The sequence below is a fragment of the Paenibacillus sp. 1001270B_150601_E10 genome (assembly GCF_015558675.1).
Taxonomy (GTDB): domain Bacteria; phylum Bacillota; class Bacilli; order Paenibacillales; family Paenibacillaceae; genus Paenibacillus_B.
Window position 1 is genome coordinate 62,357 of the sequence record NZ_JADMOL010000016.1, and the last position, 23,055, is coordinate 85,411.

Genomic DNA, 23,055 nt, shown 5'->3' on the forward strand with positions numbered 1-23,055 from the left:
CACTCATTATCATTGAAAATCTGCAAGACCTACTAGCCATGTTCTGTCCTGTCATCAAGAAATGCTGCCTAATCGGCTAATAGATGGTACTCCAATCTTTGTCCAACAAGATCTGCTCTGCCTCCCAATGAAGCCGCCACACATTGCAGGTCTGATTCGCTAGAATCGTGCTTGTTACATCTAGCGCTGGGTAATATGCAAACATAGCTGCGACACCTGCGTTGCAACCCTCTTTGTACATTCGAATCAGCTTGCCATCGGTATTGTACATAAAATGAAAGCCATAACCATTGATGACTTTACCACCCGCAACTTGCCGTTCCATCGCCGTTTGCGGTCCCATGATCTTCTTCGTCTGCTCTTTGGATAGAAGCTTGCCGCCAATGATCGCTCTCATAAATCGATCAAGGTCACCTACAGTGGTAAAGGCACCTCCATCCGCGGTCCCGATTGGGGGAAACGAGTAAATATTTTTTCTCCACGCTAGGTCTTGATGCTCTGTCTGAACCATGGAGTAACCCTCAGCTATTGGAGCATCTCCATCATCCTTAGAGTAAAAGGCAGTGCTGTTCATCTCTGCCGGAATAAAGATGTGCTGCTGAACATAGCTCCTATAATCCACTTGCGCCAGCTGTTCAATGGCTAAACCAAGCAGCACAAAGGCGCAATTGTTGTAGCTGACGTCTGTACCAGCCTGAAACTTTGGCTCCTTATAAGCAAATTGAGGAAGAAAATCGATACACTGACGTATCGAATAATTGGGTTTATGGATAAATAAATCCTCGTAGCTCTCCCCCTCTTCCTCATCTGCATCGTCTGCAATGCCTGAGGTGTGCGTAAGGAGATGCGCAATCGTAACGTCTGTTGGAATGCATGTACCTGTCAAATCAACAATTTCTGTTATACGATCATGAAGACGAAGCTTGCCTTGATCCACAAGCTGCAGAATCGCAACAGCAGTAAAAAGCTTGGTGATAGAAGCCGTATCAAACATCGTATGGAGCTGATTCGGAATCTGAAAGCCTCGATGGGCCAACCCGTATGCCCCAGCAAAGAGTTCCTCTTTCTCTGTTTTAATAAGCACCGAACCAGAAAAATATTGTTCATCCTTATACCAATCAAATCGCGTAGCCAGCTTTCCCTTCATCCGGTTAGCCCCCTCCTGGCCAATATCATATCTCCCATTCTACTCCTTATCTTGGAAGCAGCCTGAGAAAGCTTTGCTATATCTATTCTTGGATGAAGGTTTAAGACTCTTTTTACCCGTCTTTCCTTACTGCACTTGGTATCCACTTCGGAAAAGCGATTAGTTTAGATGGCATTTACGAGATGCCATTACTATTATTTATATCCAACATTAACTTTATTAGTTTTACTAATGTCTTCTTATCGAGGTATAGTCATCATAGAGATGATAAAAGGATCAGTAACTTTTCATAAGGAGCGATAATATTGGAAAGAGTAGTCGGAACTGTGGTTAGAGGCTTGCGCTGCCCCATCATTAACCAAGGAGACAATATTGAAGAGATCGTGGTCGACAGCGTACTTAAGGCGGCCGAAGTCGAAGGATATTCCATCAATGACAAAGATATTGTAACGGTCACGGAATCCATCGTTGCTCGCGCCCAAGGCAACTATGCGACGATTGACCATATTGCTGCAGACGTTCAGGCTAAGTTCGGCGACGATACACTTGGGGTGATCTTCCCGATCCTAAGCCGCAACCGCTTCGCGATCTGCTTGCGAGGAATCGCAAAGGGAGCGAAAAAAATCGTCCTGATGCTGAGCTACCCATCTGATGAAGTGGGTAATCATTTGGTTGACCTGGATATGCTGGATGAAAAAGGCGTCAATCCTTGGACAGATGTGCTTACTGAGGAGCAATTCCGCAGCTATTTCGGCTATAATAAGCATCCATTTACAGGTGTTGATTACATTGACTACTATAAATCATTGATTGAAGAGTACGGGGTAGAATGCGAGGTTATCTTCTCGAACAACCCTAAAACGATTTTAAACTATACAAAGAACGTCCTTACTTGCGATATTCATACACGCTTCAGAACGAAGAAGCTGCTCAAGGCCAACGGCGGCGAGAAGATCTACAGCTTGGACAATATTTTGTCCGCTTCTATTGACGGCAGTGGCTTCAATGAAGCCTATGGCCTGCTTGGTTCGAACAAGGCAACGGAGCAAACCGTGAAACTGTTCCCTCGTCATTGCCAGCCTATCGTCGATAATATTCAGCGCATGCTGCTTGAGAAGACTGGCAAGCACGTGGAAGTCATGATCTATGGAGACGGCGCATTCAAGGATCCAGTCGGACAAATTTGGGAGCTTGCCGATCCCGTTGTATCCCCTGCCTTCACTGCAGGCTTGAACGGTACGCCAAATGAAATCAAACTCAAATATTTGGCTGATAACAACTTTGCGGGGCTGCGCGGAGAAGAGCTTAAGCAAGCGATCTCCCAATTCATTGATCAAAAGGACGCTGATCTGGTGGGCGCTATGGAATCGCAAGGCACAACACCTAGACGATTGACGGACCTTATTGGATCATTGTCGGATTTGACTTCAGGCAGCGGAGATAAGGGAACGCCGATCATTTATATCCAAGGCTATTTTGATAACTATACAAAGTAAGCTAAGCATCTTCTGCTTGCTTCACTGCAAAAAGCAATGCTCTTTAAGAGCATTGCTTTTTTTAATAAGGAGGTGCTTAAGCAAGTGTCTTAAAATACTGATATACCCGATTTAATTTCTTCTCGTGCTGGCCTTTCGGGCTCTCCATGTTCCCAAATTCAAAGAATTTCACCTTCTTAAACCCTACATATTGAAGCAGCGCCTTTCTCATAAGGACCTTATGTGCATTGTTCAGCCAATATAACGGATAGAGCGTAGGCCCTTTCATCACAGAGATGCACACCGCACTCTTCCCTTTCAGCAAGCCTTCTGGCAATAATCCGCCATGATCCCGATAGGCAAAGTTCGAGGCAAAGAGCTGATCGATATAACCTAGCAGCATCGCAGGAGGGCGCCCCCACCAGATCGGATAGACAAAGACAAGCTTATCCGCCCAACGAATTTGCTCCCGATATTTTGCTAATTCCGGATCGGTATGCATATCTCTTCTCCGTTTTTGCTTGTTAAAGACTAGGACCGGGTCAAACTTCTCATCATAGAGATCAAGCACCTGAATCTCGGTGATATGTCTATTTTCTTGGCTTCCCTGGATCACTTTTTGTAAAAAAGCGTAGCTTAAACTCTGATGATTTGGATGCGTATAAATCGCTAATACGTTCATAGACCCACCCCTAATTAATTATCAATTGATAACAAAATGGTAGCACACCTCTCTTTTAGTTGTCAAATGATAATTGTGTATTGATAAATAGTTTGTTATGGTTTTAATATGAGGTGATGATGATGGGCAAGGAACAGCTATTCCGTAAGTTTGTAGCCTTTACAACATCCGTGCATGAAGTAACGCACGAATTAACCAAGGACATTAAGCCTGAAGACATTACGCCCGTCCAATACAGCATTCTGGAATATATCGCGGTCAGTCAGCCTGTTACGTTGAGTCAGATTAGCGATTGCAAGCATATCTCTATGCCGAACACCAGCCGTGAGCTCAAGAAGCTGACGGAGAAGCAGCTATGTGAGAAATTCGAGGTTGCAGAAGACCGGCGCAAGCAATTGATTCGGCTTTCGGAGGCAGGACAAGCGATGATGGATCGCGCGTTTTGCGAGATTGGCGACCGGTTCCTCGAGCGAATCAAGAATGTATCCGATGAGGAGCTGGCTGACATTGAGCGTGCGCTTGATATCCTTCACACGAAAGTGTTCTATGAGGAGTAAGCGGTGAATAAACGAAGGGTGCCCCAAAGCTGGAGCACCCTTTTCATTTTCGTATTTTTGTTAAAAGAACAGCGGTGTTAAAAAGGAAGTTCAAACTGCACTTTCTTCCACAAGCTCTCTGTCTCTGGACCAGGATGCCAGTTCGGCGCATATGCAGTGTGCGTTTGAACGCAACGATAGAACTCACCCTCATAATATACAAGTTGCCCTGCTGTATATGTACTTAGGAGCTCCCATGTCTGAACGACTTCGAGATCTACTTCAACAGAGGTGTGATAGGAATAGGTTTCGATGGTTGTAGGCTGCCATAGAGCGGGAGCCTGCACGGGGTCCCAATTCGGTGCGTAAGCCGTATGTGCTTGAACAGCCTTATAATAATGACCGTTGTATTCAACGATGTCATTTACGTTATACGCCGCAAGCCATTCCCAAGAGCGTGCGATGACTTCGGGGCGAAGCAACAGATTGGAGAAGGTGGCCGATGCTTTGCCATTCAACGTGGTTTCCAGCCTTAATGACAAGGTCTCTCCATAGGCAAGATCCGTGCTCGTCGTACCTTTTAGAACATAATGATCCCCTGTTTTGCTAGCTACAACTGCGTTAGTAACAGCTTGAATATCCCCCTCAAAGTCAAACTCTAGAACCCATGGTGAGATCGTATTGTTCCTGGAAGGATCTAAATAAAGATTTTGTACCTGCAAATGAATGACCGCCTTCTCATTCAACGTCCCGATTCCCCATGCAGTCCCTTGTGCAGAAGCAAGAAGCGGTGCGTTTGGCGAGGCATGTGCCATCGGTACCATAAGCAGCGTGGCAATCATGGTGAGTACAATCATTTTAGCCGTCAATTTAAGCTTCTTTTTGTGCATAACTCGTTCCTCCCAGAAATGGATTGGAATGACAACGCTATAACTTATGCACTCGCCATGCAATGTAGTATCACAATCGTAAGCGGTTTCACTTTGTGCCTATTAGATGATTTCACTGAGCACTGTCTTCTGGAATTCTGCCACGTCAAGAAGCAGAAGGATAAGAAATATGCAGAACGAAAAAAAGGACAATACCCACTGGATTATCGTCCTTTTCATATTTGTATCTTTACGGATGTAATGGTTCTCTCGTAAACAAAATCCTCATTTGAATAAAGAGCGATAGAAATAAAGCTTGTTTATTCCTCTCCCGTCGCCACCGGATTCTCCTCATAGCTTACCCAGTCGCTCCAGCTGCCAGCATACAGCTTCGCATGGGAATAGCCCGCCTGCCATAGCGACAGCACGTTTGGACACGCCGTTACACCTGAGCCGCAGTAGACAATGATCTCCTTGGCGTCACCAATAAGAGCATCCCACTCTGGCTTTAGTTCATTGGGAGCTTTCCATTGTCCCGCTTCATTCAAGCTCTTCATCCAGAAGCGATTGACCGCCCCGGGTATATGCCCTGCCTTCGGATCGATAGGCTCCATCTCGCCTAAGTAGCGAGGCAGCTCCCGCGAATCGATTAGACGAACCCCTGGCTCCTTCAGCTTCTTTTTAACGTCATCCATCGTCAGCACGATCTCGCTTCTTACCTTGACTGGATAGACAAGCTCTTCCTTGCTCGTCTGGCTCCCTGCATGCTCACGGTTCGCAGCCATGTTCTCTTGTTGCTTATCGCCTTCCTCAATCGGATAGCCCGCCTGCTTCCATGCAGGGTAGCCTCCATCAAGCAATACTACCTCTCCCTCATGACCGACCCATTGCAGGAGCCACCACATGCGGCTTGCCATGGAACCGCCTTGCTCATCATACAGTACAATCTTGCTGGCTGGCGTTATCCCCGCTTCGCTTAACTTCTTCGCAAAGATCTCCACATCAGGCAGAGGATGTCGTCCGCCGTGTGTCCGAACAGGAGAAGACAAGTTCTCATTGAGATCGAAATATACCGCGCGGGGAAGATGCCCCTCGTTGTAAACCTCTTTTCCCCGTTGCGGCTCGTTCAACCAGAATCGGCAGTCGGCAATAACGACGTCTTGGGATCCTTCCTGTTGAAGCAGATGTGCTAATGCATCTCCTGAAATGATCCATGATGGCTGTGTTGGCATACGTGTACTCCCCTTCCAATAATCTTTTTTGTTACGAATAAAATGATAGGTAACAATGAATATAGCTGTATTTTAATAAATATCATAGCTTAATAGATCAATCTTGTTCTATTCTATTAACGATTCGATTAGGAAAGGAGGCACCTAACATGGATGTGATGGAGAGACCAGTTCAATCCCTTATCCCTCTTAAGCTCCGCCCCATGACTGAACACGATGCAGAGGCCATTGCTGGCTGGCGCTACGAGCCTCCCTATGACTTTTATAACCTTCCACCCTGGAACAAGCTAAAGGCTAGACGTCAATATTTTGCAGATCCTTCCTCTCGCAAAGAACAATATGTTAGCATCTGCACCTCTGATGATCGATTAATCGGCTTTGCGCAGTTTATTCCGAAGGGACAGGCTCTACGCCTTGGGCTCGGCATGAAACCTGAGATAACAGGACAGCATCTGAGCGCTGTCTTCCTTGATGCCGTTATCCGCGAGGCTCGTCGTCGCGCTCCGTGGCAGGAGCTTGAGCTCTATGTCGTCACCTGGAACAAACGTGCCGTTAAAGCCTATCAGCGTGCAGGCTTCGTGATCACGAATACGCTGCAGCGACGAATCGAAGGTCGTTATGAACCTGTCTACCATATGAGTTATCAGCCACAGCTTCAGCGCAACCATGGATGAAGAGCGGTCCTCCATTGTGAGAGAACCGCTCTTTTCTGTATGAACCGAGGTGAATTTATGCAATTAAAGCTAGCATTTAAGCTTCCGCATCCAACAGCTGTACGGTTGCAATCACCGCGTTTTCTTTCATCACCTCAATATGATGAAATTTCGGATCATGCTGAAGGCTTCCGCTGCCTACGAACAGGATCTTCTCCTGCCCCAGTCCATAGAAGCAATCATCTGCTAGCGCTTCCAACACTTCGTGCTTCTCTTCCTTGCTCATCGCTTCCCAATCCGACTCTTCCATTTCGAAGAACGAATAGCAATCCGGGATTTGAATCAACGCTGCCACTAAGTCCTGCAGGATATCTTTATAAGGTCTAGTAAACGGCATCCCCATGGTTCTCACTCCTCTGTAGCCTATCCCATTTTATTCGTATTGTAGCACAATCAGGCCCCGAATCACCAACGTTTGCTGCTGCCCACTTTGCCGCGGAACGCTTTTCCATCTAAAAAGAATCGCCTAATATGCCGATATATAAGAACAGAACGCGCAATTGCAGGATTGATGTCAACAGATGTCGATTCATCACGCAGGGAAGCACCATTATACTCATGGATGAGGTGGATGGAACGAATGGAGAAATCAACAATTATAGGCCTAGTGCTAGGGATTGGCGCGGTCTTGCTTGGGATGGTGTTCAAGCATGCGCCACTGACCAGCTTGCTTAACCCGGCCGCCTTTATGATTATTATTGTGGGAACCATAGCTGCATTATTCATGGCTTTCCCAATGAAGGAACTTACAAAGATTCCGAAGCTGTTCAAAATGATTTTCAAGCAGCAGCAGCTCGTAGATCGCGTGCAGCTGATTCAATTATTTATGGAGTGGGCATCCATTACTCGCCGCGAAGGATTGCTGGCGCTCGAGTCCCGCATTGATGAGATCGATGATGATTTTCTACGCGGCGGTATGCGCATGATCATCGATGGCAACGACCAAGATTTTGTGCGTGATGTACTGATGGAAGATATCCATGCCACAGAAGAACGTCACCGTGCAGGCGCTCTTATTTTTACCCAAGCCGGAACATATGCACCTACCCTCGGGGTTCTTGGTGCGGTTATCGGTCTGATCGCAGCCCTAGGCGAGATGTCGGATATGGCCATCCTCGCACAAGCGATTGCGGCAGCCTTCGTCGCAACTTTGCTCGGTATCTTCACAGGTTATGTGTTGTGGCATCCGATTGCGAATAAGCTGAAGCGTCTATCCCACAGTGAGATTCAGATTCGTCTCATGATGGTGGAAGGTCTTTTATCGATTCAATCTGGAGTATCGACTGTAGCGATCAACCAAAAGCTCGCTGTATTCCTTACACCGAAGGAACGTACTCGATTGGACGATAAGGAGGAAGCAGCGAATGAGTAAAAAGAGGAAGGAACATCATGAGGAGCATGTGGACGAGTCCTGGCTGATTCCTTATGCCGACCTCCTGACTCTCCTGCTTGCCCTCTTCATTGTGTTGTATGCGATGTCCTCCGTTGACGCCCAGAAGTTTAAAGCCATGAGCGATGCGTTCCAGACCGTCTTCCAAACGCAAAGCAGCGGCGGAGGCTCGGGCATTCTTGAGCATCCTTCTCTTGAACCAACAAGCGGTGATGAAGCAAAGCAGGCTGAGAAGGAATTCGAGCATGATACTGCTGCTGATCAGAAGAAGGATCGCTATGCGCTGCAAGCTGAGAAGGAGCAAGAACAGCTTGAGGAGCTTCAAGGAAAGCTTAACGAGTATATCGCGCAGAACGGCTTGTCTGATCAGCTGAACACGAAGCTGAATCACTCCGAGCTGATGCTGACGATTAACGACAGTGCCCTGTTCGCATCAGGGAGCGCGACGCTGAAGAATGAATCCAAGAAGCTCGCCTATACGATTGGCGATATGATTAAGGCTTATCCCGGCTACCAGATTGTCATAAAGGGACACACCGACAATGTACCGATCAAGAATAGCGGCTTCGAATCCAACTGGGACCTAAGCTCGGCACGTGCATTGAACTTCATGAAGATCGTGTTGAAGCAGTCCGGTCTTGATCCGAAGCAGTTCCAAGCGGTCGGCATGGGTGAATACCATCCCATTGCCTCAAATGACTCGGAGAAGGGCAAAGCCGAGAATCGCCGGGTCGAAGTGTCGATTATTCGCAAGTACACAAGCAACAAAGCCACAGAGGTGAATGCCGCTCCATAAGGAGCGCTTCTCAGTGCATATATGCGTCCTTCATGTTTAACAAAGGATCGTCCATCAAGCTGCAATTATGGCACGCTTATCGGACGATCCTTTTTTATATTATCGTATTTTAATAAAGCCCTTGTCCTGCTCGATCTTCTCCTTCGTGACATGAGCAGCAGGAAGAACAATCTTAACCTCAGTGCCTACGTTGACCTCACTTGAGATGCACAGACTGCCATGATGGCTGTCCACGATTCGGTGACATACCATCAGCCCGAGTCCCGTTCCATTCTCCTTATTCGTAAAGAATGGATCGCCAAGCTTCGGAAGGTTCTCCTCTGGAATTCCGATTCCTTGATCTCGAACCTTAATGCATACCTCGTCTTGATTCAAGCTCTCTACCGTCAATTGCAGCTTGCCGCCGCTTGGCATGGCCTCAATCCCATTTTTAATCAGGTTGATAAACACCTGCTTCATCTGATTCTCTTCGCACAGAATAAGCGGAACATCCTGATACGATGTTGCCACCTGTACGTTGTGGAGATGCGCCTCACTATTCAATAAAGACACCACTTCATCGAGAATCGGACGGATATCCTTCTCTAGAAAGCGTACTGCCTGCGGCTTCGCCAATATTAGGAACTCGCTTACGATCAGATTGATACGATCAAGCTCTGACAGCATCATCGTCGTGTGCTTCGGATTCACCTTCTGCGTATGAGCCTGCAGCTGAACGAAGCCCTTGATCGTCGTCAATGGATTGCGAATCTCATGGGCGACTCCGGCAGCCAGCTGACCTACCGTTGTAAGCTTCTCAGAGCGTCTTAGAAGCTCCTCCATGCGGTTCCGCTGGGTGATGTCACGGGTAATGCCTGCCCAGCCTATACACTGTCCATTTTCGTTATAGATCGGTGACCGGCTGACACTAACCTCAATCAGTCTGCCATCCTTCGTAACACGCACCGTTTCTTTTACGCCAAATGAAGCATCCTCCGCATAGAACGGATCCCCTTCATACTCTTCCTTCAGCGACTCTGGATATATAGGAAGCGGCTTGCCAATCAGCTCGTTATCTGTCCAGCCAAATAGCTGCTCGAACGCTTCATTGACACGCTCTACCCGTCCCTCAAGATTCGTCACATGAATCGCATCTGAGGATTGATTAATAAATGATTCGAGCTGATATTTCATCGCACGATTTTCTTCATACAAGCTTCTTAGCCGTTCTGTAGATTCGTGCAGATTCACACCAAGCATATTAATTCTTCTCGCTAACAGCCCAAGCTCATCTTTTCGGGTGATGCTCAGGTTCGTGTTGTATTGACCGATAGCCATCATGCTGACCTTTTGTAAAATGTACTGAATCGGCCGTATGATCCAGCCTGAGAAGATATAGCTGCCAATAATGACGATTTCAAGCAGAATAAAGCCAATGCCGATGTTGTTCAGCAATTGCTCCTGCAAGGCTGCCCGCAGCGGCTCTGCATTCAGCACGATCCCTAGCACATAGTGATTATTCCCCTCGCGAAGCGGCAAAAAGCTCTTGATAACACGGTCATCATTGATGATCAGTTCTTTAAAAACAGGAACGCCCTCATAGGCGACCTTCCCTACCAGCTCAGCATCCTCTTTATATCGATAGATGTAGCTTCCATAAAGGATAGGGCGGTCTGGCACCTCAATCAACTGAATACCGGAATCATTGGAGCTAACCAGCGAATCATCCTTGAATTGGTCCGGTTGAAAAGCCGTTATCTCCAAGACATTCGCTTGAGATTGAAGGATGCGTTCAATAATCCGCTGAGGATTGGTCATTTGGAAAGAGCTTTTGAACCTTGTGTCCTTGATGTAGGGATTAATAATATAATCGCGCTTGCCATCATAATAGTAGCCCCATTTCATCCGGTGAGACGGATCAGAGGTAGAATATTCGATAGGGCCTGACCAAAAGTTTTTCATCTTCTGGCCAATCGGCACCCAGACCCGATTGTAATTCAACAGCTGCTCAAAGGCTGTATGCCAATAGCCCCAATCCTTGGTGGACAGTCCAATCTCTCTTGGATCCGTTGATTGTTTGATCACAATATCTGTCCCGTCTTGCGATCGTTGAAGCAGTGAGATATGAGAGATGTCAAGCTCCCCAATGATCTTGTAGAGATCGATTGGGGTCACTTCGCTTAGCTTGCTGGGGAGCTTCTCCGCAGCATAGATGGATGCCGCATATAATTGCTCGCCGAGTAGATCTCCTATGACCTGCTCCGCCCGCTGGGATTGGATCATGGAAATAGAGACCTGCTCCGAGATAATCTTTGCACGCTCCTCCATCTCACTCATTAGCCGAGTCCGCATGGAGTAATAATTAAAAATCATATGCGTAAGCAATACCACGAACATAATGCTGGATATGGATAGTGATAATTTGCCTTTGATCGAAAGTTTCATAATTCACCTCGCCGATATCGTCGTGGACACCAGCGCCCGTCGAACATTATCACTATGATCATATCACAAGAGTGAGAATTTTCTAATGCATTCATTACCAGCTCATTCATTTTCTAAGGGAACAGGGCGAGATATCTTGAAATTAGGTGTCCATTCACATACAATGAGATCTGAGTTATTAACAAGTTATGCACAAAATGTGATTAGTTATGGATAAAATGTGTATAACTATGTGTACAAAAATAAAGTTATCCACATATTTGTACACATCATGTTAACAACGATCATTTGTTCGGAGAATAAAAGCAGCATTATTCCACAGCCCACAATGATTACATTTGCAGGAGAAAGTGGATAAATAAAAAAGGAGATTGACATGACTTTTCAACACGATAATGAATCTATACAGCGATTGACATATACAGATGAATATTGGATGCGTCAAGCTATTGAGGAAGCGAGGAAAGCTGAAGCGATTGGAGAAGTACCAATCGGAGCGGTCATTGTTCGAGATGATCAAATCATTGGACGCGGCCACAATCTTCGAGAAAGCACACGGGATTCGACGGCGCATGCGGAGATGATTGCCATCCGAGAAGCTAGTAGCTCGCTTGAAGCGTGGAGGCTTCTGAATTGCACCTTATACGTCACTCTTGAGCCATGCCCCATGTGCGCAGGAGCTATCGTACAGTCGCGAGTGCCTCGTGTTGTATTTGGGACAAGAGATCCTAAGGCAGGATGTGGGGGCACCCTGATGAATCTTCTTCAGGAGCCCCGCTTTAATCATCGAGCAGATGTCTTGGAAGGTGTGCTGCAAGAAGAATGCGCGCAGCTGCTCACATCCTTTTTCAGGCGTCTTCGGAACAAATTATAAGACCTTAGAGAAGCAGTCCGTTATTCGCCGGCTGCTTTTTTATTTGCTTGCTGCTTTAGTAAAAAATCCACAATAGCCCGATCTGTCTCTTCACTGATACGCAATACATGCGGATCTGTCAACTTGCTGCTGTTCAAAGCTATCTCATACAGCTTGTCCCGCAGCTCATCAATGCGTTGTGCGCCTTCTCTTGTCATACGATCACCTTTGCATCTCAATTTGTTGAACCCATCATGCACATGCTCAAGCCTTATCTTTTATATCGGTTGTATTGGTGAAATACGTTATCCCTGTAAAGCGCTTAAATTTTTGAGACAAAATGTAAGTCTTATAAGCAAACATTGGAAATGCGTCTGCCTTATTACAAAGATAACCTAATTTGGGTGAAAAAAAAAGACCTGTCTTTACCGACAGGTCCTGATGTAATCATATCATCACACTTTTTTTATTATTCGAGGCCGTCAACGCCTTCAAGATCATACATTCCGCTATAGATGGATTCTTGCAATTGCTCCATCGTAATCGTGTCTGTTGGAATACCAATCTTGAATTCAGCCTTTTCATTAATGTTAGATGTAGTCGTGTTCATGTGAACAACAATCTTCATTTGGTCTGTTTCATCCTTGAAGTCTACATTGCCCACAATATTTTGATACACAGGGAATCCATCTTTATTGATTGCTGTTGTAAGGCTCAATTCGTTTACTGTCAGAGATTTCTTCATCTCTTCAAGGCCTTCTTTAAGCTCGCTGTCAGTCGTTGTAAGCTCGGACTTCATTTGATCAAGGTCTGCTTGGTCGAGTTGGAACAACTCTTTGTACTCATCCTTGGACATCAGGTCGATAAGAGCAGGAAGAGCATCTTTTACGATCGTCGTTACCGCTTGATCGAAATTATCCTTCGTAATCGCTACTTTCACGACTTGCTTCGCTTCAACACCTTCTGGCAAGCCAGCGTCTTTGACTGCGATATCTGTGAAGTACAATTTCTCATCAAACTTGCTCATGACTTCTTTTAAGAACTCGTTGCTGAACTTTTGTGTTTTCACAACATCAATCGTTGGGATCTCTTCACCTGTTTGCTCAGCAAGCTCCTTCATATCAAGCACCAGGTATTTATCAACAACTTCTGCTGGAAGACCCAGCATAGGGATATTCGGAATCTTATAGTACATCTTATCCGGTGTGATTACCATAGGCAGGGAGAAGCTGAATGCCATATCGCCTTTAAGCGCAACATTCAATGTAGCTTCTACTTGCATTGGATCAAGCTGTGCTACACCGTCAATCGTAAGCTCTGCATTTTTGAGCATATTAATGACCATTGCTACGTTCGGATCGCTGAGCTCAGCTCCGCTCATTTGCAAGTCGTTCACCGTAATAGAAGATTTAAAAGCATATGATTTCATTTCCGCTGTCTTCAGGTAGGCACCTTCAAGAGCATTCTTAGGACTTTCTTTTGCGCCGCACCCCGTCAGAACCAGGACAAAAGCAAGCAGCATTGCCAATGAACCCTTTAACCACTTCTTACTCATGTTACACTCCCCAATCCAGAATTTTCTATTTAACAAAACATACTTATAAATTCTAACCCAATTTCCTGCATTTGAAAATAGTTCAATCGGGTCTAAGTCTTAGTCAATTAAGGCAAATTTGCAACATTGTCCCTATTGCATCAAAATATTCGACATAAATTCGTCTAATCATGTCGAAATATGAAACCTCGGGCAGAAGCTTGATTCTACCCGAGGCTGATTCCGGCTTAGTGAATATCTTTCTTTTTGAAGCGCCCGCCTTTAACATCATGGATATTGCCGATCGCGAGGAATGCTTGTGGATCATGCTCTTCTACAATTGACTTGAGCTTTGCTTCCTCTAATCGTGTGATGATTGTGAAAATGACTTTCTTCTCGTCTCCGGAAAATCCACCTTCACCATTCATGTACGTCACACCGCGTCCAAGACGGCTGAGCAACGCATCACCGATATCCTTATAGTTTTCACTTATAATCCATACGGATTTGGAATCGTTCAAACCCTCAATGGTAATATCAATCATCTTAAAGGCGATATAATATGCAATCAATGAGAACATGGCTTTCTCAAAGCTAAATACAAAACCCGCCACCAACATAATGAATAAGTTGAAAAACATGACGATTTCGCCGACTGAGAATGGCGTCCTTTTGTTAAAAAGAATGGCAACAATCTCAGTGCCGTCTAATGAGCCTCCAAAACGGATAACGATACCTACCCCAATCCCTAGGATAACACCCCCGTATACAACAGCTAGGAAGCTATTGGTTACAAACGGTTCTACCGGATGAAGCAGAATGGTCCCGACGGACATGACGACAATCCCGAGTAAGGTCGATAATGCAAAGGTCTTGCCGATTTGCTTATAACCAATGATAAGGAAAGGAAGGTTGAGAACAAATAGGAACACACCAAGTGGAATGCCTGTTGCATGTGAAAGGATAATGGAGATCCCTGCTATACCTCCATCCGTCATCTGATTCGGTACTAGGAAGAGCTCTAGTCCAACTGCCATCAGCACTGCGCCAATGGAGATAAAGATGACCCTTTTGATAATATCGGTCCAATGCATGCCCTTATGCTTTACCGCTATAGCATCGGCCATGACTGGCGTCTCTGTGACTTGTACTGTTACGCCTGAATGATCTGACACCGTCTCCACCCCATTTATACATTTTTCTTATAAATACTATTATACTTTAATATTTCACTAGATGCATTTCTGTCTAGAAAATACTTATATAAAATGGAAAAACTCCGAGCACGGGGCTGATTTCTCAGCATGCTTCGGAGCTTCATAGGTGAAGACTTTGTTAAAATTTTTAGCCTTCAGGATTATTATGGTCGACATGATTGCGGTTTTTCACCTTTTTAGAGCCGGAAAGGGGCTCTTGCTGCGCTCCACGGTCGTTGCCAGCGTGATGCTGCTGCTCTTGTTGATTCGCCTCTGGAACCGGCACTGCTCTAGGTTTACTCATCGTAATCCTCCTAACGGGTAACGTGTTATACCGAGTCTGACGCAGGATGGTCATGATTCAAGGCATCTTGATGCCTGCGGTCATTATGATCCTGTTGAAGCTGCTGTGCTTGATGGCTGTTGACTGGAGTTTCCTCCAGATCTGCCACCACGTTGCTTAGATTTTTATCTGCGCTGCCTTTTGCACGTGTCATGGTCTCACTCCTATCCTTCGATCAATGGGTTAAGTTCTGAAGCGCTTGGGCACATTCGTGAATATGACGAATATAGTTTTGGGTCAGCTCTTGTATCACTTCGGTACGTTCATCAATATGGCGACCGTCCTTCTCTACATCGACTAGCTTGACCTGTACCTCATGATGATCGACATAGGCACATTCAAAGTCAAAGGAGTACGCTTGATGACCGGCTGCATCAATATGAATGCGAAGGCCATGGGGAATCGCCTCGTCAGCCAACACCGTTGCTCGGTCGCTTGGATCCAGTGTAGTTGGCAGGGTTTGCTGCCAAGCTGCCACCAATTGTGTCTGATCCACTGAACGTTCAAACTCACTATGCATCTACAACACCTCCATTGGTCACAGTTACAGTGTGTGGACGTAGCAAGCCTTTTATACCCTCCAAAAGCAGCAAAAAACCACACTGTTATGCACAGTGTGGTTGAATGATTATGTATGGCGGAGAGGGTGGGATTCGAACCCACGTGAGCTTGCACTCTAACGGTTTTCAAGACCGCCCCGTTATGACCACTTCGGTACCTCTCCAATATATTGATTGTAAGAACGAGTCGAACAATCAATATTATAGCACGCATCTAGATGCTTAGCAAGTCATGTGCGTAATCATTTTTTGGTGATAATCTCAAGTCCACCCATGTAAGGACGAAGAGCTTCTGGAACGACGATGGAACCGTCTTCTTGCTGATAATTCTCAAGAATAGCAGCTACTGTACGGCCAATCGCAAGCCCAGAGCCATTCAAGGTGTGGACAAATTCTGGCTTCGACTTCGTATCGCGACGGAAACGAATATTCGCGCGGCGCGCTTGGAAATCCTCAAAGTTAGAGCAGGAGGAAATCTCACGGTATGTGCCGCTGCTAGGAAGCCAAACCTCAAGGTCGTATGTCTTCGCGGAACTAAAGCCAAGATCGCCTGAGCACAAGGTCATCACGCGATAAGGAAGCTTCAGAAGCTGAAGGATACGCTCTGCTTGTGTCGCAAGCGACTCCAGTTCTGCATAGGAATCCTCTGGACGGACGAGCTTCACAAGCTCAACCTTGTTGAATTGGTGCTGACGAATCAATCCGCGCGTATCACGGCCTGCTGCACCTGCTTCGGAACGAAAGCATGCACTGAATGCCGCATAATAGCGAGGGAGATCCTCACCATTTAAGATCTCATCACGATGATAGTTGGTAATTGGAACTTCAGCAGTCGGAATCAGATAATACTCTGTATCCTTAAGCTTAAAGAGATCCTCTTCAAACTTTGGAAGCTGCCCTGTACCGTATAAGCTGTCCTGATTGACGATGTATGGCGGCATCATTTCTTCATAGCCATGATCATTCGTATGTACGTCCAGCATAAAGTTGATCAATGCGCGCTCTAATCGAGCTCCAGCATTTTTGTAGAACACAAATCGAGAACCTGTAACCTTCGCTGCACGCTCAAAGTCCAGCATATTCAGATCAGCAGCAAGATCCCAGTGCGCTTTGGGTTCAAAGCTAAAAGAGGTTGGCTCGCTCCATGTTCTAGTCTCTACATTCTCATCCTCAGAAAGACCGACTGGAACGGACTCATTCGGAATATTTGGAATAGACAGCATCAATTCATTAATGGATTGCTCCACTTCACGAATCTGCTCGTCCAGCTCCTTAATTCGGTCACCGACCTGTCTCATCTCTGCAATCACTTCATCAGCAGGCTGACCTGCCTTCTTCAGCTTTGCAACCTCCTGGGATACGGTATTGCGACGATTCTTCAGCTGCTCCGTCTCTTGCAGCATCTCACGACGCTTCGCATCAAGCTCTGGGAATGTTGCGATAAGTTCAGGAGACTTGCCGCGATTTTTAAGCGCTTGCTCTACACGTTCAAAGTCTGTGCGCAAATGTTTAACATCTAACAAAGGAATTCCCTCCTATGAGAAACTTTCTTTCGAAGCCATTCTAAAAGAAAACGACTGCGAGTAGAGGTAGGTTTTATCGCCACATCGAATTCTGGTTCCACATCACATAAGTTCGATTGTGGTAACAAAAAGGCTTGTCTGCCTATTTAAACTCATATCTTCTTATTATAAAGTGTGTGTCAAATAAAAACACCTTAACCCTACCCTAAAAAGGGAATCAAGGTCAAGGTGTTTTTTGCCAAATCAATCGGCAGGTAAAAATATCGTTGAACAGAGCCGCTTCATCGATGACCAGCGCATTAAAACGTCCCGTACTTACGCTGTTGCACGCTTTTTGGAGTCTTTCACCATATCGATGAAATATTGATGAAGACGAATATCCTCCGTTAGCTCTGGATGGAAGGAGCACGCCAGCAGATGACCTTGACGAGCGAGCACGATCTCATCATTCACTGTGCTCAGCACCTCTACATCGCCGTGTACCGCCTCAATCAGCGGTGCTCGAATGAATACTGCCATTACTGGCTCATCAATGCCTTTAACAGCGAGACTCGCTTCAAAGCTTTCTCTTTGTCTACCAAAGGCATTACGGCGAACCTCAATATCCATTAAGCCAAGATGAGGCTCCTCTTCGCCTTGATTGCCCACAATATGCTTTGCGAGGACAATAAGGCCAGCACAGGTGCCGAATAAAGGCTTGCCTTGACTAGCTAAGTTCTGAATAGGCTCGATAAAGTGATACTTACGCATCAGCTTGCCAATTGTAGTGCTCTCTCCACCTGGAATAACAAGGCCATCCAAGTCCTCGAGCTGCTCCGGCCACTTGATCGCAACAGCCTCGGCACCCGATGCCTCCAAGCTGCGAATATGCTCGGCAACTGCTCCCTGCAGCGCTAATACACCAATCTTCATTGCTCATAACCTTCTTTCTTGCAGCGTTGAGGGAAACTCCTGCAAGGTCGCTCCTTCAGGAGCGACCTTGTTCAGAGTCAGGTTATATCGCTTCATAGAATCATGCCTCATATTAATGAAGAATTAGTCTACTCAGCTAAACCTTATTACCAGCCGCGATCCTGCATACGCTCGGACGGATCAAGCTTCGCAATATCAATCCCTTTCATTGGCGTACCGAGATTCTTCGATACTTCTGCAATAAGGGAATAGTCTGTATAGTGTGTCGTTGCTTCTACGATCGCTCTGGCGAACTTCTCTGGGCTGTCGGACTTAAAGATACCAGAACCTACAAATACGCCGTCAGCGCCCAAATGCATCATCAAAGCAGCGTCTGCAGGTGTCGCTATACCGCCTGCTGCGAAGTTAACAACAGGGAGCTTGCCTGTTTGATGAATACCGAGGAGCAGATCATAGGATACGCCAAGATTTTTCGCTTCCGCATACAGCTCATCCTTGGACAAATTCTGTACTTTGCGAATTTGGCTGTTGATCAGGCGCATATGACGAACCGCCTCAACAATGTTTCCTGTGCCTGGCTCACCTTTCGTACGAAGCATTGCAGCGCCTTCACCGATACGGCGAAGTGCTTCGCCAAGATCTTTTGCTCCGCAAACGAATGGGATGGTGAATTCATTCTTGTCGATATGGAATACTTCATCCGCTGGAGTCAACACTTCGGATTCATCGATATAGTCGACACCGAGGGATTCCAGTACTTTTGCTTCCACATAATGACCGATACGCGCTTTGGCCATTACCGGAATGCTGACTACTTTCATCACTTCTTCAACGATCGTCGGATCAGCCATGCGAGCAACGCCGCCAGCTGCACGAATATCAGAAGGTACGCGCTCAAGCGCCATAACCGCTGTTGCACCTGCCGCCTCAGCGATCTTCGCTTGCTCAGCATTCATGACGTCCATGATGACGCCACCTTTTTGCATTTCTGCCATACCGCGTTTTACACGAGAAGTACCTGTTTCCATTCTTGCCTGCCTCCTACCATCACATTCCTGATTGATCAGGTTTGCCTGAGATTTCGCCCTAATTGTACATGAAGCGCTGAATATAGACAACTGCTTTTGTCGGAATTATGCGATTTAGAACAAATCTCCGATGGATTTGAACAAATCAACGAAGAAATATTTGATCGCACGGAAGAATAATCTCCACCAGGAGCCCTTCTCCATATCCTCAGCAGCTACGAGGTTAACGGTTTGTTTTTGCTCGCTGCCATTAGCCTTATAAGTGTAAGTAACGGTACCTACCTTTTGTCCGCTCTTAATTGGTGCAACCAATTCATCCTCTGGCGTAAGCTTCACTTCTTTCGTGAGGTTGGACTCATCGAAATTCGTTCCTTTATTCACCACGAAGGATACATTGCTTTCAGTAACGGCTGGAATCTCCGTCTTTACGCCCTTTTTAATAGGCGCAGTCTCATGACCTTCCACCGCTTGCTTGGATGCAACAGCCTGCTTCACTTCAACATTGCCAAAGCCATAGTCAAGAAGCTTAGCTGTCTCGGTGAAACGTGCACCCGTAGACTCCGTTCCCATTACGACGGAAATCAAACGCATGTCATCACGAATAGCCGTGCCCGCGAAGCAGTACATCGCTTCATCGGTGAATCCTGTCTTCATGCCATCCAGGCCCTGATAAGCGTAACGCTTGAAGTTGGCAACATCCTTGTTCGCTTCCAGCATCCAGTTCAGATTGACGATCGGGGATTGATCGCGCTCACGGAACTTGTATTGTTGAATTGTCGTAAATTGGTTGAACTCAGGGTGATCGACAACGATTGCACGAACAAGCTTCGCAACGTCCATAGCCGACATGACTGTCTCTTCTTTGGATTCCGGCTTGAACTTATCTGGCATATCATCACGACCGAGACCTGTCGCATTAATGAAGTGGGCGGTCTCCATGCCAAGCTTCTTCGCTGTTTCGTTCATCAGCTTTACGAATTCCTGCTCGGAGCCTGCAATATGCTCAGCAAGCGCTACAGTAGCATCATTGGCTGATCCGATTGCCATCGCGATGTACAGATCTTTTACGGTATGCTTATCACCCTGTGCCAAGAAGATACGGGAACCGCCCGTCAAAGATGCATTCTCGCTTGCAGAAACGACGGTTTCCCAAGTAAGTTCGCCGCTTTTTACCTTTTCCATTACAATGTACTCGGACATCATCTTTGTCATGCTGGCAGGAGGAAGAGCATTGTCCGAATTATAGTTGAAAATAATTTGCCCAGTGCTTGCTTCCATCAAGATCGCAGAGCGAACATTAAGTCCAAGCGACTCCTTTGTCGGGCCAGAAGCGGCCTTATTGGCCGGCTGTTTCGTATCAGCAGCCTTCTCACCTTGTGCGACAAGGACTTGATCTCCCAATGCAGCGACCATACCTGCTGTTGGAAGTAATGCAAAAGATAATATTTGAACCGCAGTTACAAATGCAACCGCGCGCTTCCATTTACGTTTTGTCGATTTTCTAGTTGTCTCGCTGTGTTTAAACACCACGTCAACTCCTCTCTACCATTCTTTCATCTAATAAAACCATAAAGTTATTCTATCATAGTGTAATAGACAAAAAAAAGACAAGGATACAATCCTTGTCTTTTTCTGTCGAAGATATGGTAATTCTGTGAGCTACCGCACTACTCTTACAAGGAGTAGTTTGGAGCTTCTTTCGTAATTTGCACATCGTGCGGATGGCTTTCGCGCAATCCTGCACCGGAAATTTTAACGAAATGGGTATCATTTTGAAGCTCGCTCAGACTAGCTGTGCCGCAATAGCCCATACCTGCTTTCAAGCCGCCAAGCAATTGGTGAATCGTGTCAGCAAGGGGCCCCTTATAAGCAACGCGTCCCTCGATTCCTTCCGGAACAAGCTTCTTCTCGTTGCTGCTCTCTTGGAAGTAACGGTCTTTGGAGCCATGCTTCATCGCACCGAGTGAACCCATGCCGCGATATACTTTGTAGCGACGGCCTTGATAGATCTCGGAGTCGCCAGGGCTTTCTTCTGTACCTGCGAGCAAGCTGCCGAGCATAACTGCGCTAGCGCCAGCTGCAATTGCTTTTGTAATATCACCGGAATACTTGATACCACCGTCTGCAATAACTGGAATGCCATACTCACGAGCAACTGTTGCACAATCGTATACCGCAGTGATCTGTGGTACGCCGATACCCGCAATTACACGTGTTGTACAAATGGAACCAGGACCGATACCCACTTTAACAATGGATGCGCCAGCTTCGATAAGATCGCGTGTAGCTTCGCCTGTTGCTACGTTACCCGCGATAATCGTCAATTCAGGATAGTTGTTGCGGATCTCACGAACCGCATTGAGGATGTTAATATGATGTCCGTGAGCGGAGTCAACGACGATCACATCTACTCCAGCTTCTACAAGAGCTGCAACACGCTCTGTTGTATCCTTGGAGATTCCTACTGCAGCACCGCACAACAAGCGACCTTGTGTATCCTTTGCTGCGTTTGGATATTGGATAGCCTTTTCAATATCTTTAATGGTGATAAGGCCTTTTAATATATAATTATCGTCCACGAGTGGAAGCTTCTCGATCTTGTGCTGTTGAAGGAGTACTTCAGCTTCAGCAAGTGTTGTGCCAACTGCCGCAGTTACCAGATTCTCATGCGTCATGACATCTTTAATCTTCGTGCTAAAATCATGAACGAAGCGAAGGTCACGGTTTGTCAAAATACCAACCAGCTTATGGTTCTCATCAACAATAGGAACACCGGAAATACGGAATTTGCCCATCAGCTTGTCCGCTTCTGCAACAGTATGCTCTGGCGACAGCGAGAACGGATTCGTAATAACGCCGCTTTCTGAACGTTTTACGCGGTCTACTTCCTCCGCTTGCTGCTCAATTGGCATATTTTTATGAATGATACCAACGCCGCCTTCACGCGCGATTGCGATCGCAAGAGGTGCTTCTGTGACTGTATCCATACCTGCACTAATGATTGGAATATTAAGCTTTACACTTTTGCTTAATTGCGTTGAAACATCCGTTTCACGCGGCAACACACTGGATTTGCGAGGTACTAGCAATACATCGTCAAATGTTAAACCCTCTTTAGCGAACTTAGACTCCCACACAAGAAGTTCCTCCCTTTACTTATCCATTCTTTATTTTTTCAATTCACTTTCTGTCTAGTGAGCAAACACAAAACAAGTGATTTGTCTATTGAGGCAGAATGATATTATGCCGATTTTAGCAGAGCCTCTGAGAGGTGTCAAGGCAAATGCCTAGGGAAAAGCACACCAATCGCACTTAAACAGAGAATCAACATATGTTTCCGCATCATTCCATCTAACAATCATTCCTGCAGACATTTCGACATCCAGCACATCTACGTCCTTAATTTTTTTGGAAAGGATTCAGATTTCATTATTGTGCTCGATGATTTTGCAGAATATGAGCATTCTTAACGCTACTCTAATAAGAGTGAAAGCCATTTTGAATGATTCATTATAAATAGTAATCCATAAACTAAAAATACCTATAAAGAAAAACCCACTGACTTGTGTCAGTGGGCTGTTCCTGCTTGGCAACGTCCTACTCTCCCAGGACCCTGCGGTCCAAGTACCATCGGCGCTGAAAGGCTTAACGGTCGTGTTCGGGATGGGTACGTGTGGAACCCTTTCGCCATCGTCACCAAACTCGATTATTCCGAAGGAAAATATCGTCCATTTAAGGATATATTCAAGGTTTGCACCCTGAGAACTGATCGTGAAGGAAGTAAAGTCATCTTTTCTTTAGGATAAGCCCTCGACCGATTAGTATTGGTCAGCTCCACACAT

At 46.1% G+C, this 23,055-nt stretch carries 23 protein-coding genes, 1 tRNA gene and 1 rRNA gene; 6 read left to right on the forward strand and 19 right to left on the reverse strand.

Going from position 1 to position 23,055, the window contains the following annotated elements; genetic code table 11:
- Nucleotides 1-76 precede the first annotated feature (76 nt).
- Nucleotides 77-1,147, reverse strand: coding sequence for a serine hydrolase domain-containing protein (locus tag I2H74_RS22230; protein WP_195576434.1), 1,071 nt, complete (start codon nucleotides 1,145-1,147; stop codon nucleotides 77-79).
- A 305-nt stretch (nucleotides 1,148-1,452) separates the two neighbouring features.
- Between I2H74_RS22230 and I2H74_RS22235 the strand changes: the two genes are divergently transcribed.
- Nucleotides 1,453-2,643, forward strand: coding sequence for a coenzyme F420-0:L-glutamate ligase (locus I2H74_RS22235; RefSeq protein ID WP_195576435.1), 1,191 nt, complete (start codon nucleotides 1,453-1,455; stop codon nucleotides 2,641-2,643).
- 76 nt (nucleotides 2,644-2,719) lie between these two features.
- Here the strand turns inward: I2H74_RS22235 and I2H74_RS22240 are convergent, their stop codons facing one another.
- Nucleotides 2,720-3,304 (reverse strand): NAD(P)H-dependent oxidoreductase, encoded by a 585-nt coding sequence (locus tag I2H74_RS22240; protein ID WP_195576436.1) that lies wholly within the window; start codon nucleotides 3,302-3,304, stop codon nucleotides 2,720-2,722.
- Between the two features lie 122 nt (nucleotides 3,305-3,426).
- Between I2H74_RS22240 and I2H74_RS22245 the strand changes: the two genes are divergently transcribed.
- On the forward strand, nucleotides 3,427-3,861 hold the full coding sequence (locus I2H74_RS22245; RefSeq protein WP_195576462.1) for a MarR family winged helix-turn-helix transcriptional regulator: 435 nt from the start codon (nucleotides 3,427-3,429) through the stop codon (nucleotides 3,859-3,861).
- 77 nt (nucleotides 3,862-3,938) lie between these two features.
- Here the strand turns inward: I2H74_RS22245 and I2H74_RS22250 are convergent, their stop codons facing one another.
- Complete coding sequence (locus I2H74_RS22250; protein ID WP_195576437.1) at nucleotides 3,939-4,730, reverse strand: carbohydrate-binding protein; 792 nt, start codon at nucleotides 4,728-4,730, stop codon at nucleotides 3,939-3,941.
- 299 nt (nucleotides 4,731-5,029) lie between these two features.
- Nucleotides 5,030-5,941: a sulfurtransferase gene (locus I2H74_RS22255; protein WP_195576438.1), complete on the reverse strand. Its 912-nt coding sequence runs from the start codon at nucleotides 5,939-5,941 to the stop codon at nucleotides 5,030-5,032.
- 149 nt (nucleotides 5,942-6,090) lie between these two features.
- On the opposite strand from I2H74_RS22255, the gene I2H74_RS22260 reads away from it, so the two are divergent.
- The gene (locus tag I2H74_RS22260) at nucleotides 6,091-6,615 is read left to right on the forward strand and encodes a GNAT family N-acetyltransferase (RefSeq protein WP_229106948.1); all 525 of its coding nucleotides are present in this window, start codon (nucleotides 6,091-6,093) and stop codon (nucleotides 6,613-6,615) included.
- Between the two features lie 76 nt (nucleotides 6,616-6,691).
- Here I2H74_RS22260 and I2H74_RS22265 read toward each other — a convergent pair whose 3' ends face one another.
- Nucleotides 6,692-6,997 (reverse strand): DUF7167 family protein, encoded by a 306-nt coding sequence (locus tag I2H74_RS22265; protein WP_195576439.1) that lies wholly within the window; start codon nucleotides 6,995-6,997, stop codon nucleotides 6,692-6,694.
- 237 nt (nucleotides 6,998-7,234) lie between these two features.
- Between I2H74_RS22265 and motA the strand changes: the two genes are divergently transcribed.
- Together motA and I2H74_RS22275 are read left to right on the forward strand one after the other, a co-directional pair.
- Nucleotides 7,235-8,026 (forward strand): flagellar motor stator protein MotA, encoded by a 792-nt coding sequence (motA, locus tag I2H74_RS22270; protein ID WP_195576440.1) that lies wholly within the window; start codon nucleotides 7,235-7,237, stop codon nucleotides 8,024-8,026.
- Complete coding sequence (locus tag I2H74_RS22275) at nucleotides 8,019-8,840, forward strand: flagellar motor protein MotB (protein WP_195576441.1); 822 nt, start codon at nucleotides 8,019-8,021, stop codon at nucleotides 8,838-8,840. The genes motA and I2H74_RS22275 overlap by 8 nt, the downstream gene beginning before the upstream one ends.
- 99 nt (nucleotides 8,841-8,939) lie before the next feature.
- Here I2H74_RS22275 and I2H74_RS22280 read toward each other — a convergent pair whose 3' ends face one another.
- Nucleotides 8,940-11,264, reverse strand: coding sequence for an ATP-binding protein (locus I2H74_RS22280; RefSeq protein WP_195576442.1), 2,325 nt, complete (start codon nucleotides 11,262-11,264; stop codon nucleotides 8,940-8,942).
- A gap of 376 nt (nucleotides 11,265-11,640) precedes the next feature.
- On the opposite strand from I2H74_RS22280, the gene tadA reads away from it, so the two are divergent.
- Entirely contained in the window at nucleotides 11,641-12,138 is a 498-nt protein-coding gene (gene tadA, locus I2H74_RS22285; RefSeq protein WP_195576443.1) for a tRNA adenosine(34) deaminase TadA, read from the forward strand.
- Nucleotides 12,139-12,158: 20 nt separating this feature from the next.
- Here the strand turns inward: tadA and I2H74_RS22290 are convergent, their stop codons facing one another.
- From I2H74_RS22290 to rrf, 13 genes are all read right to left on the reverse strand, one after another.
- A complete protein-coding gene (locus I2H74_RS22290) occupies nucleotides 12,159-12,335 on the reverse strand; it encodes an aspartyl-phosphate phosphatase Spo0E family protein (protein WP_195576464.1) in 177 nt (58 codons plus the stop codon).
- A gap of 251 nt (nucleotides 12,336-12,586) precedes the next feature.
- On the reverse strand, nucleotides 12,587-13,672 hold the full coding sequence (locus tag I2H74_RS22295) for a hypothetical protein (protein ID WP_195576444.1): 1,086 nt from the start codon (nucleotides 13,670-13,672) through the stop codon (nucleotides 12,587-12,589).
- A gap of 227 nt (nucleotides 13,673-13,899) precedes the next feature.
- The gene (locus I2H74_RS22300; protein WP_229506123.1) at nucleotides 13,900-14,745 is read right to left on the reverse strand and encodes a YitT family protein; all 846 of its coding nucleotides are present in this window, start codon (nucleotides 14,743-14,745) and stop codon (nucleotides 13,900-13,902) included.
- Nucleotides 14,746-14,995: 250 nt separating this feature from the next.
- Nucleotides 14,996-15,151 (reverse strand): small acid-soluble spore protein P, encoded by a 156-nt coding sequence (locus I2H74_RS22305; protein WP_195576445.1) that lies wholly within the window; start codon nucleotides 15,149-15,151, stop codon nucleotides 14,996-14,998.
- Nucleotides 15,152-15,176: 25 nt separating this feature from the next.
- A complete protein-coding gene (locus I2H74_RS22310; protein WP_195576446.1) occupies nucleotides 15,177-15,344 on the reverse strand; it encodes a hypothetical protein in 168 nt (55 codons plus the stop codon).
- A gap of 21 nt (nucleotides 15,345-15,365) precedes the next feature.
- A complete protein-coding gene (locus I2H74_RS22315; RefSeq protein WP_195576447.1) occupies nucleotides 15,366-15,710 on the reverse strand; it encodes a hypothetical protein in 345 nt (114 codons plus the stop codon).
- Between the two features lie 115 nt (nucleotides 15,711-15,825).
- Nucleotides 15,826-15,914, reverse strand: a tRNA-Ser gene (locus I2H74_RS22320).
- Between the two features lie 78 nt (nucleotides 15,915-15,992).
- Complete coding sequence (gene serS / locus I2H74_RS22325) at nucleotides 15,993-17,273, reverse strand: serine--tRNA ligase (protein ID WP_195576448.1); 1,281 nt, start codon at nucleotides 17,271-17,273, stop codon at nucleotides 15,993-15,995.
- Between the two features lie 315 nt (nucleotides 17,274-17,588).
- Complete coding sequence (gene pdxT / locus I2H74_RS22330) at nucleotides 17,589-18,185, reverse strand: pyridoxal 5'-phosphate synthase glutaminase subunit PdxT (protein ID WP_195576449.1); 597 nt, start codon at nucleotides 18,183-18,185, stop codon at nucleotides 17,589-17,591.
- Nucleotides 18,186-18,331: 146 nt separating this feature from the next.
- Nucleotides 18,332-19,213: a pyridoxal 5'-phosphate synthase lyase subunit PdxS gene (gene pdxS, locus I2H74_RS22335; protein WP_195576450.1), complete on the reverse strand. Its 882-nt coding sequence runs from the start codon at nucleotides 19,211-19,213 to the stop codon at nucleotides 18,332-18,334.
- Nucleotides 19,214-19,327: 114 nt separating this feature from the next.
- Nucleotides 19,328-20,743, reverse strand: a complete 1,416-nt coding sequence (locus I2H74_RS22340; RefSeq protein WP_324254136.1) for a D-alanyl-D-alanine carboxypeptidase family protein — start codon at nucleotides 20,741-20,743, stop codon at nucleotides 19,328-19,330.
- Nucleotides 20,744-20,886: 143 nt separating this feature from the next.
- Nucleotides 20,887-22,350: an IMP dehydrogenase gene (guaB, locus tag I2H74_RS22345; RefSeq protein WP_195576451.1), complete on the reverse strand. Its 1,464-nt coding sequence runs from the start codon at nucleotides 22,348-22,350 to the stop codon at nucleotides 20,887-20,889.
- A gap of 447 nt (nucleotides 22,351-22,797) precedes the next feature.
- A 5S ribosomal RNA gene (gene rrf / locus I2H74_RS22350) occupies nucleotides 22,798-22,914 on the reverse strand.
- Nucleotides 22,915-23,055 lie beyond the last annotated feature (141 nt).

Excerpts from the sequence above, each read along its gene's own strand:
- I2H74_RS22230 (WP_195576434.1), bottom strand. The coding sequence starts at position 1,147 with ATGAAGGGAAAGCTGGCTACGCGATTTGATTGGTATAAGGATGAACAA.
- I2H74_RS22240 (WP_195576436.1), bottom strand. The coding sequence starts at position 3,304 with ATGAACGTATTAGCGATTTATACGCATCCAAATCATCAGAGTTTAAGC.
- I2H74_RS22245 (WP_195576462.1), top strand. The coding sequence starts at position 3,427 with ATGGGCAAGGAACAGCTATTCCGTAAGTTTGTAGCCTTTACAACATCC.
- I2H74_RS22250 (WP_195576437.1), bottom strand. The coding sequence starts at position 4,730 with ATGCACAAAAAGAAGCTTAAATTGACGGCTAAAATGATTGTACTCACC.
- I2H74_RS22255 (WP_195576438.1), bottom strand. The coding sequence starts at position 5,941 with ATGCCAACACAGCCATCATGGATCATTTCAGGAGATGCATTAGCACAT.
- I2H74_RS22260 (WP_229106948.1), top strand. The coding sequence starts at position 6,091 with ATGGATGTGATGGAGAGACCAGTTCAATCCCTTATCCCTCTTAAGCTC.
- I2H74_RS22265 (WP_195576439.1), bottom strand. The coding sequence starts at position 6,997 with ATGGGGATGCCGTTTACTAGACCTTATAAAGATATCCTGCAGGACTTA.
- motA (WP_195576440.1), top strand. The coding sequence starts at position 7,235 with ATGGAGAAATCAACAATTATAGGCCTAGTGCTAGGGATTGGCGCGGTC.
- I2H74_RS22275 (WP_195576441.1), top strand. The coding sequence starts at position 8,019 with ATGAGTAAAAAGAGGAAGGAACATCATGAGGAGCATGTGGACGAGTCC.
- I2H74_RS22280 (WP_195576442.1), bottom strand. The coding sequence starts at position 11,264 with ATGAAACTTTCGATCAAAGGCAAATTATCACTATCCATATCCAGCATT.
- tadA (WP_195576443.1), top strand. The coding sequence starts at position 11,641 with ATGACTTTTCAACACGATAATGAATCTATACAGCGATTGACATATACA.
- I2H74_RS22290 (WP_195576464.1), bottom strand. The coding sequence starts at position 12,335 with ATGACAAGAGAAGGCGCACAACGCATTGATGAGCTGCGGGACAAGCTG.
- I2H74_RS22295 (WP_195576444.1), bottom strand. The coding sequence starts at position 13,672 with ATGAGTAAGAAGTGGTTAAAGGGTTCATTGGCAATGCTGCTTGCTTTT.
- I2H74_RS22300 (WP_229506123.1), bottom strand. The coding sequence starts at position 14,745 with ATGCATTGGACCGATATTATCAAAAGGGTCATCTTTATCTCCATTGGC.
- I2H74_RS22305 (WP_195576445.1), bottom strand. The coding sequence starts at position 15,151 with ATGAGTAAACCTAGAGCAGTGCCGGTTCCAGAGGCGAATCAACAAGAG.
- I2H74_RS22310 (WP_195576446.1), bottom strand. The coding sequence starts at position 15,344 with ATGACACGTGCAAAAGGCAGCGCAGATAAAAATCTAAGCAACGTGGTG.
- I2H74_RS22315 (WP_195576447.1), bottom strand. The coding sequence starts at position 15,710 with ATGCATAGTGAGTTTGAACGTTCAGTGGATCAGACACAATTGGTGGCA.
- pdxT (WP_195576449.1), bottom strand. The coding sequence starts at position 18,185 with ATGAAGATTGGTGTATTAGCGCTGCAGGGAGCAGTTGCCGAGCATATT.
- pdxS (WP_195576450.1), bottom strand. The coding sequence starts at position 19,213 with ATGGAAACAGGTACTTCTCGTGTAAAACGCGGTATGGCAGAAATGCAA.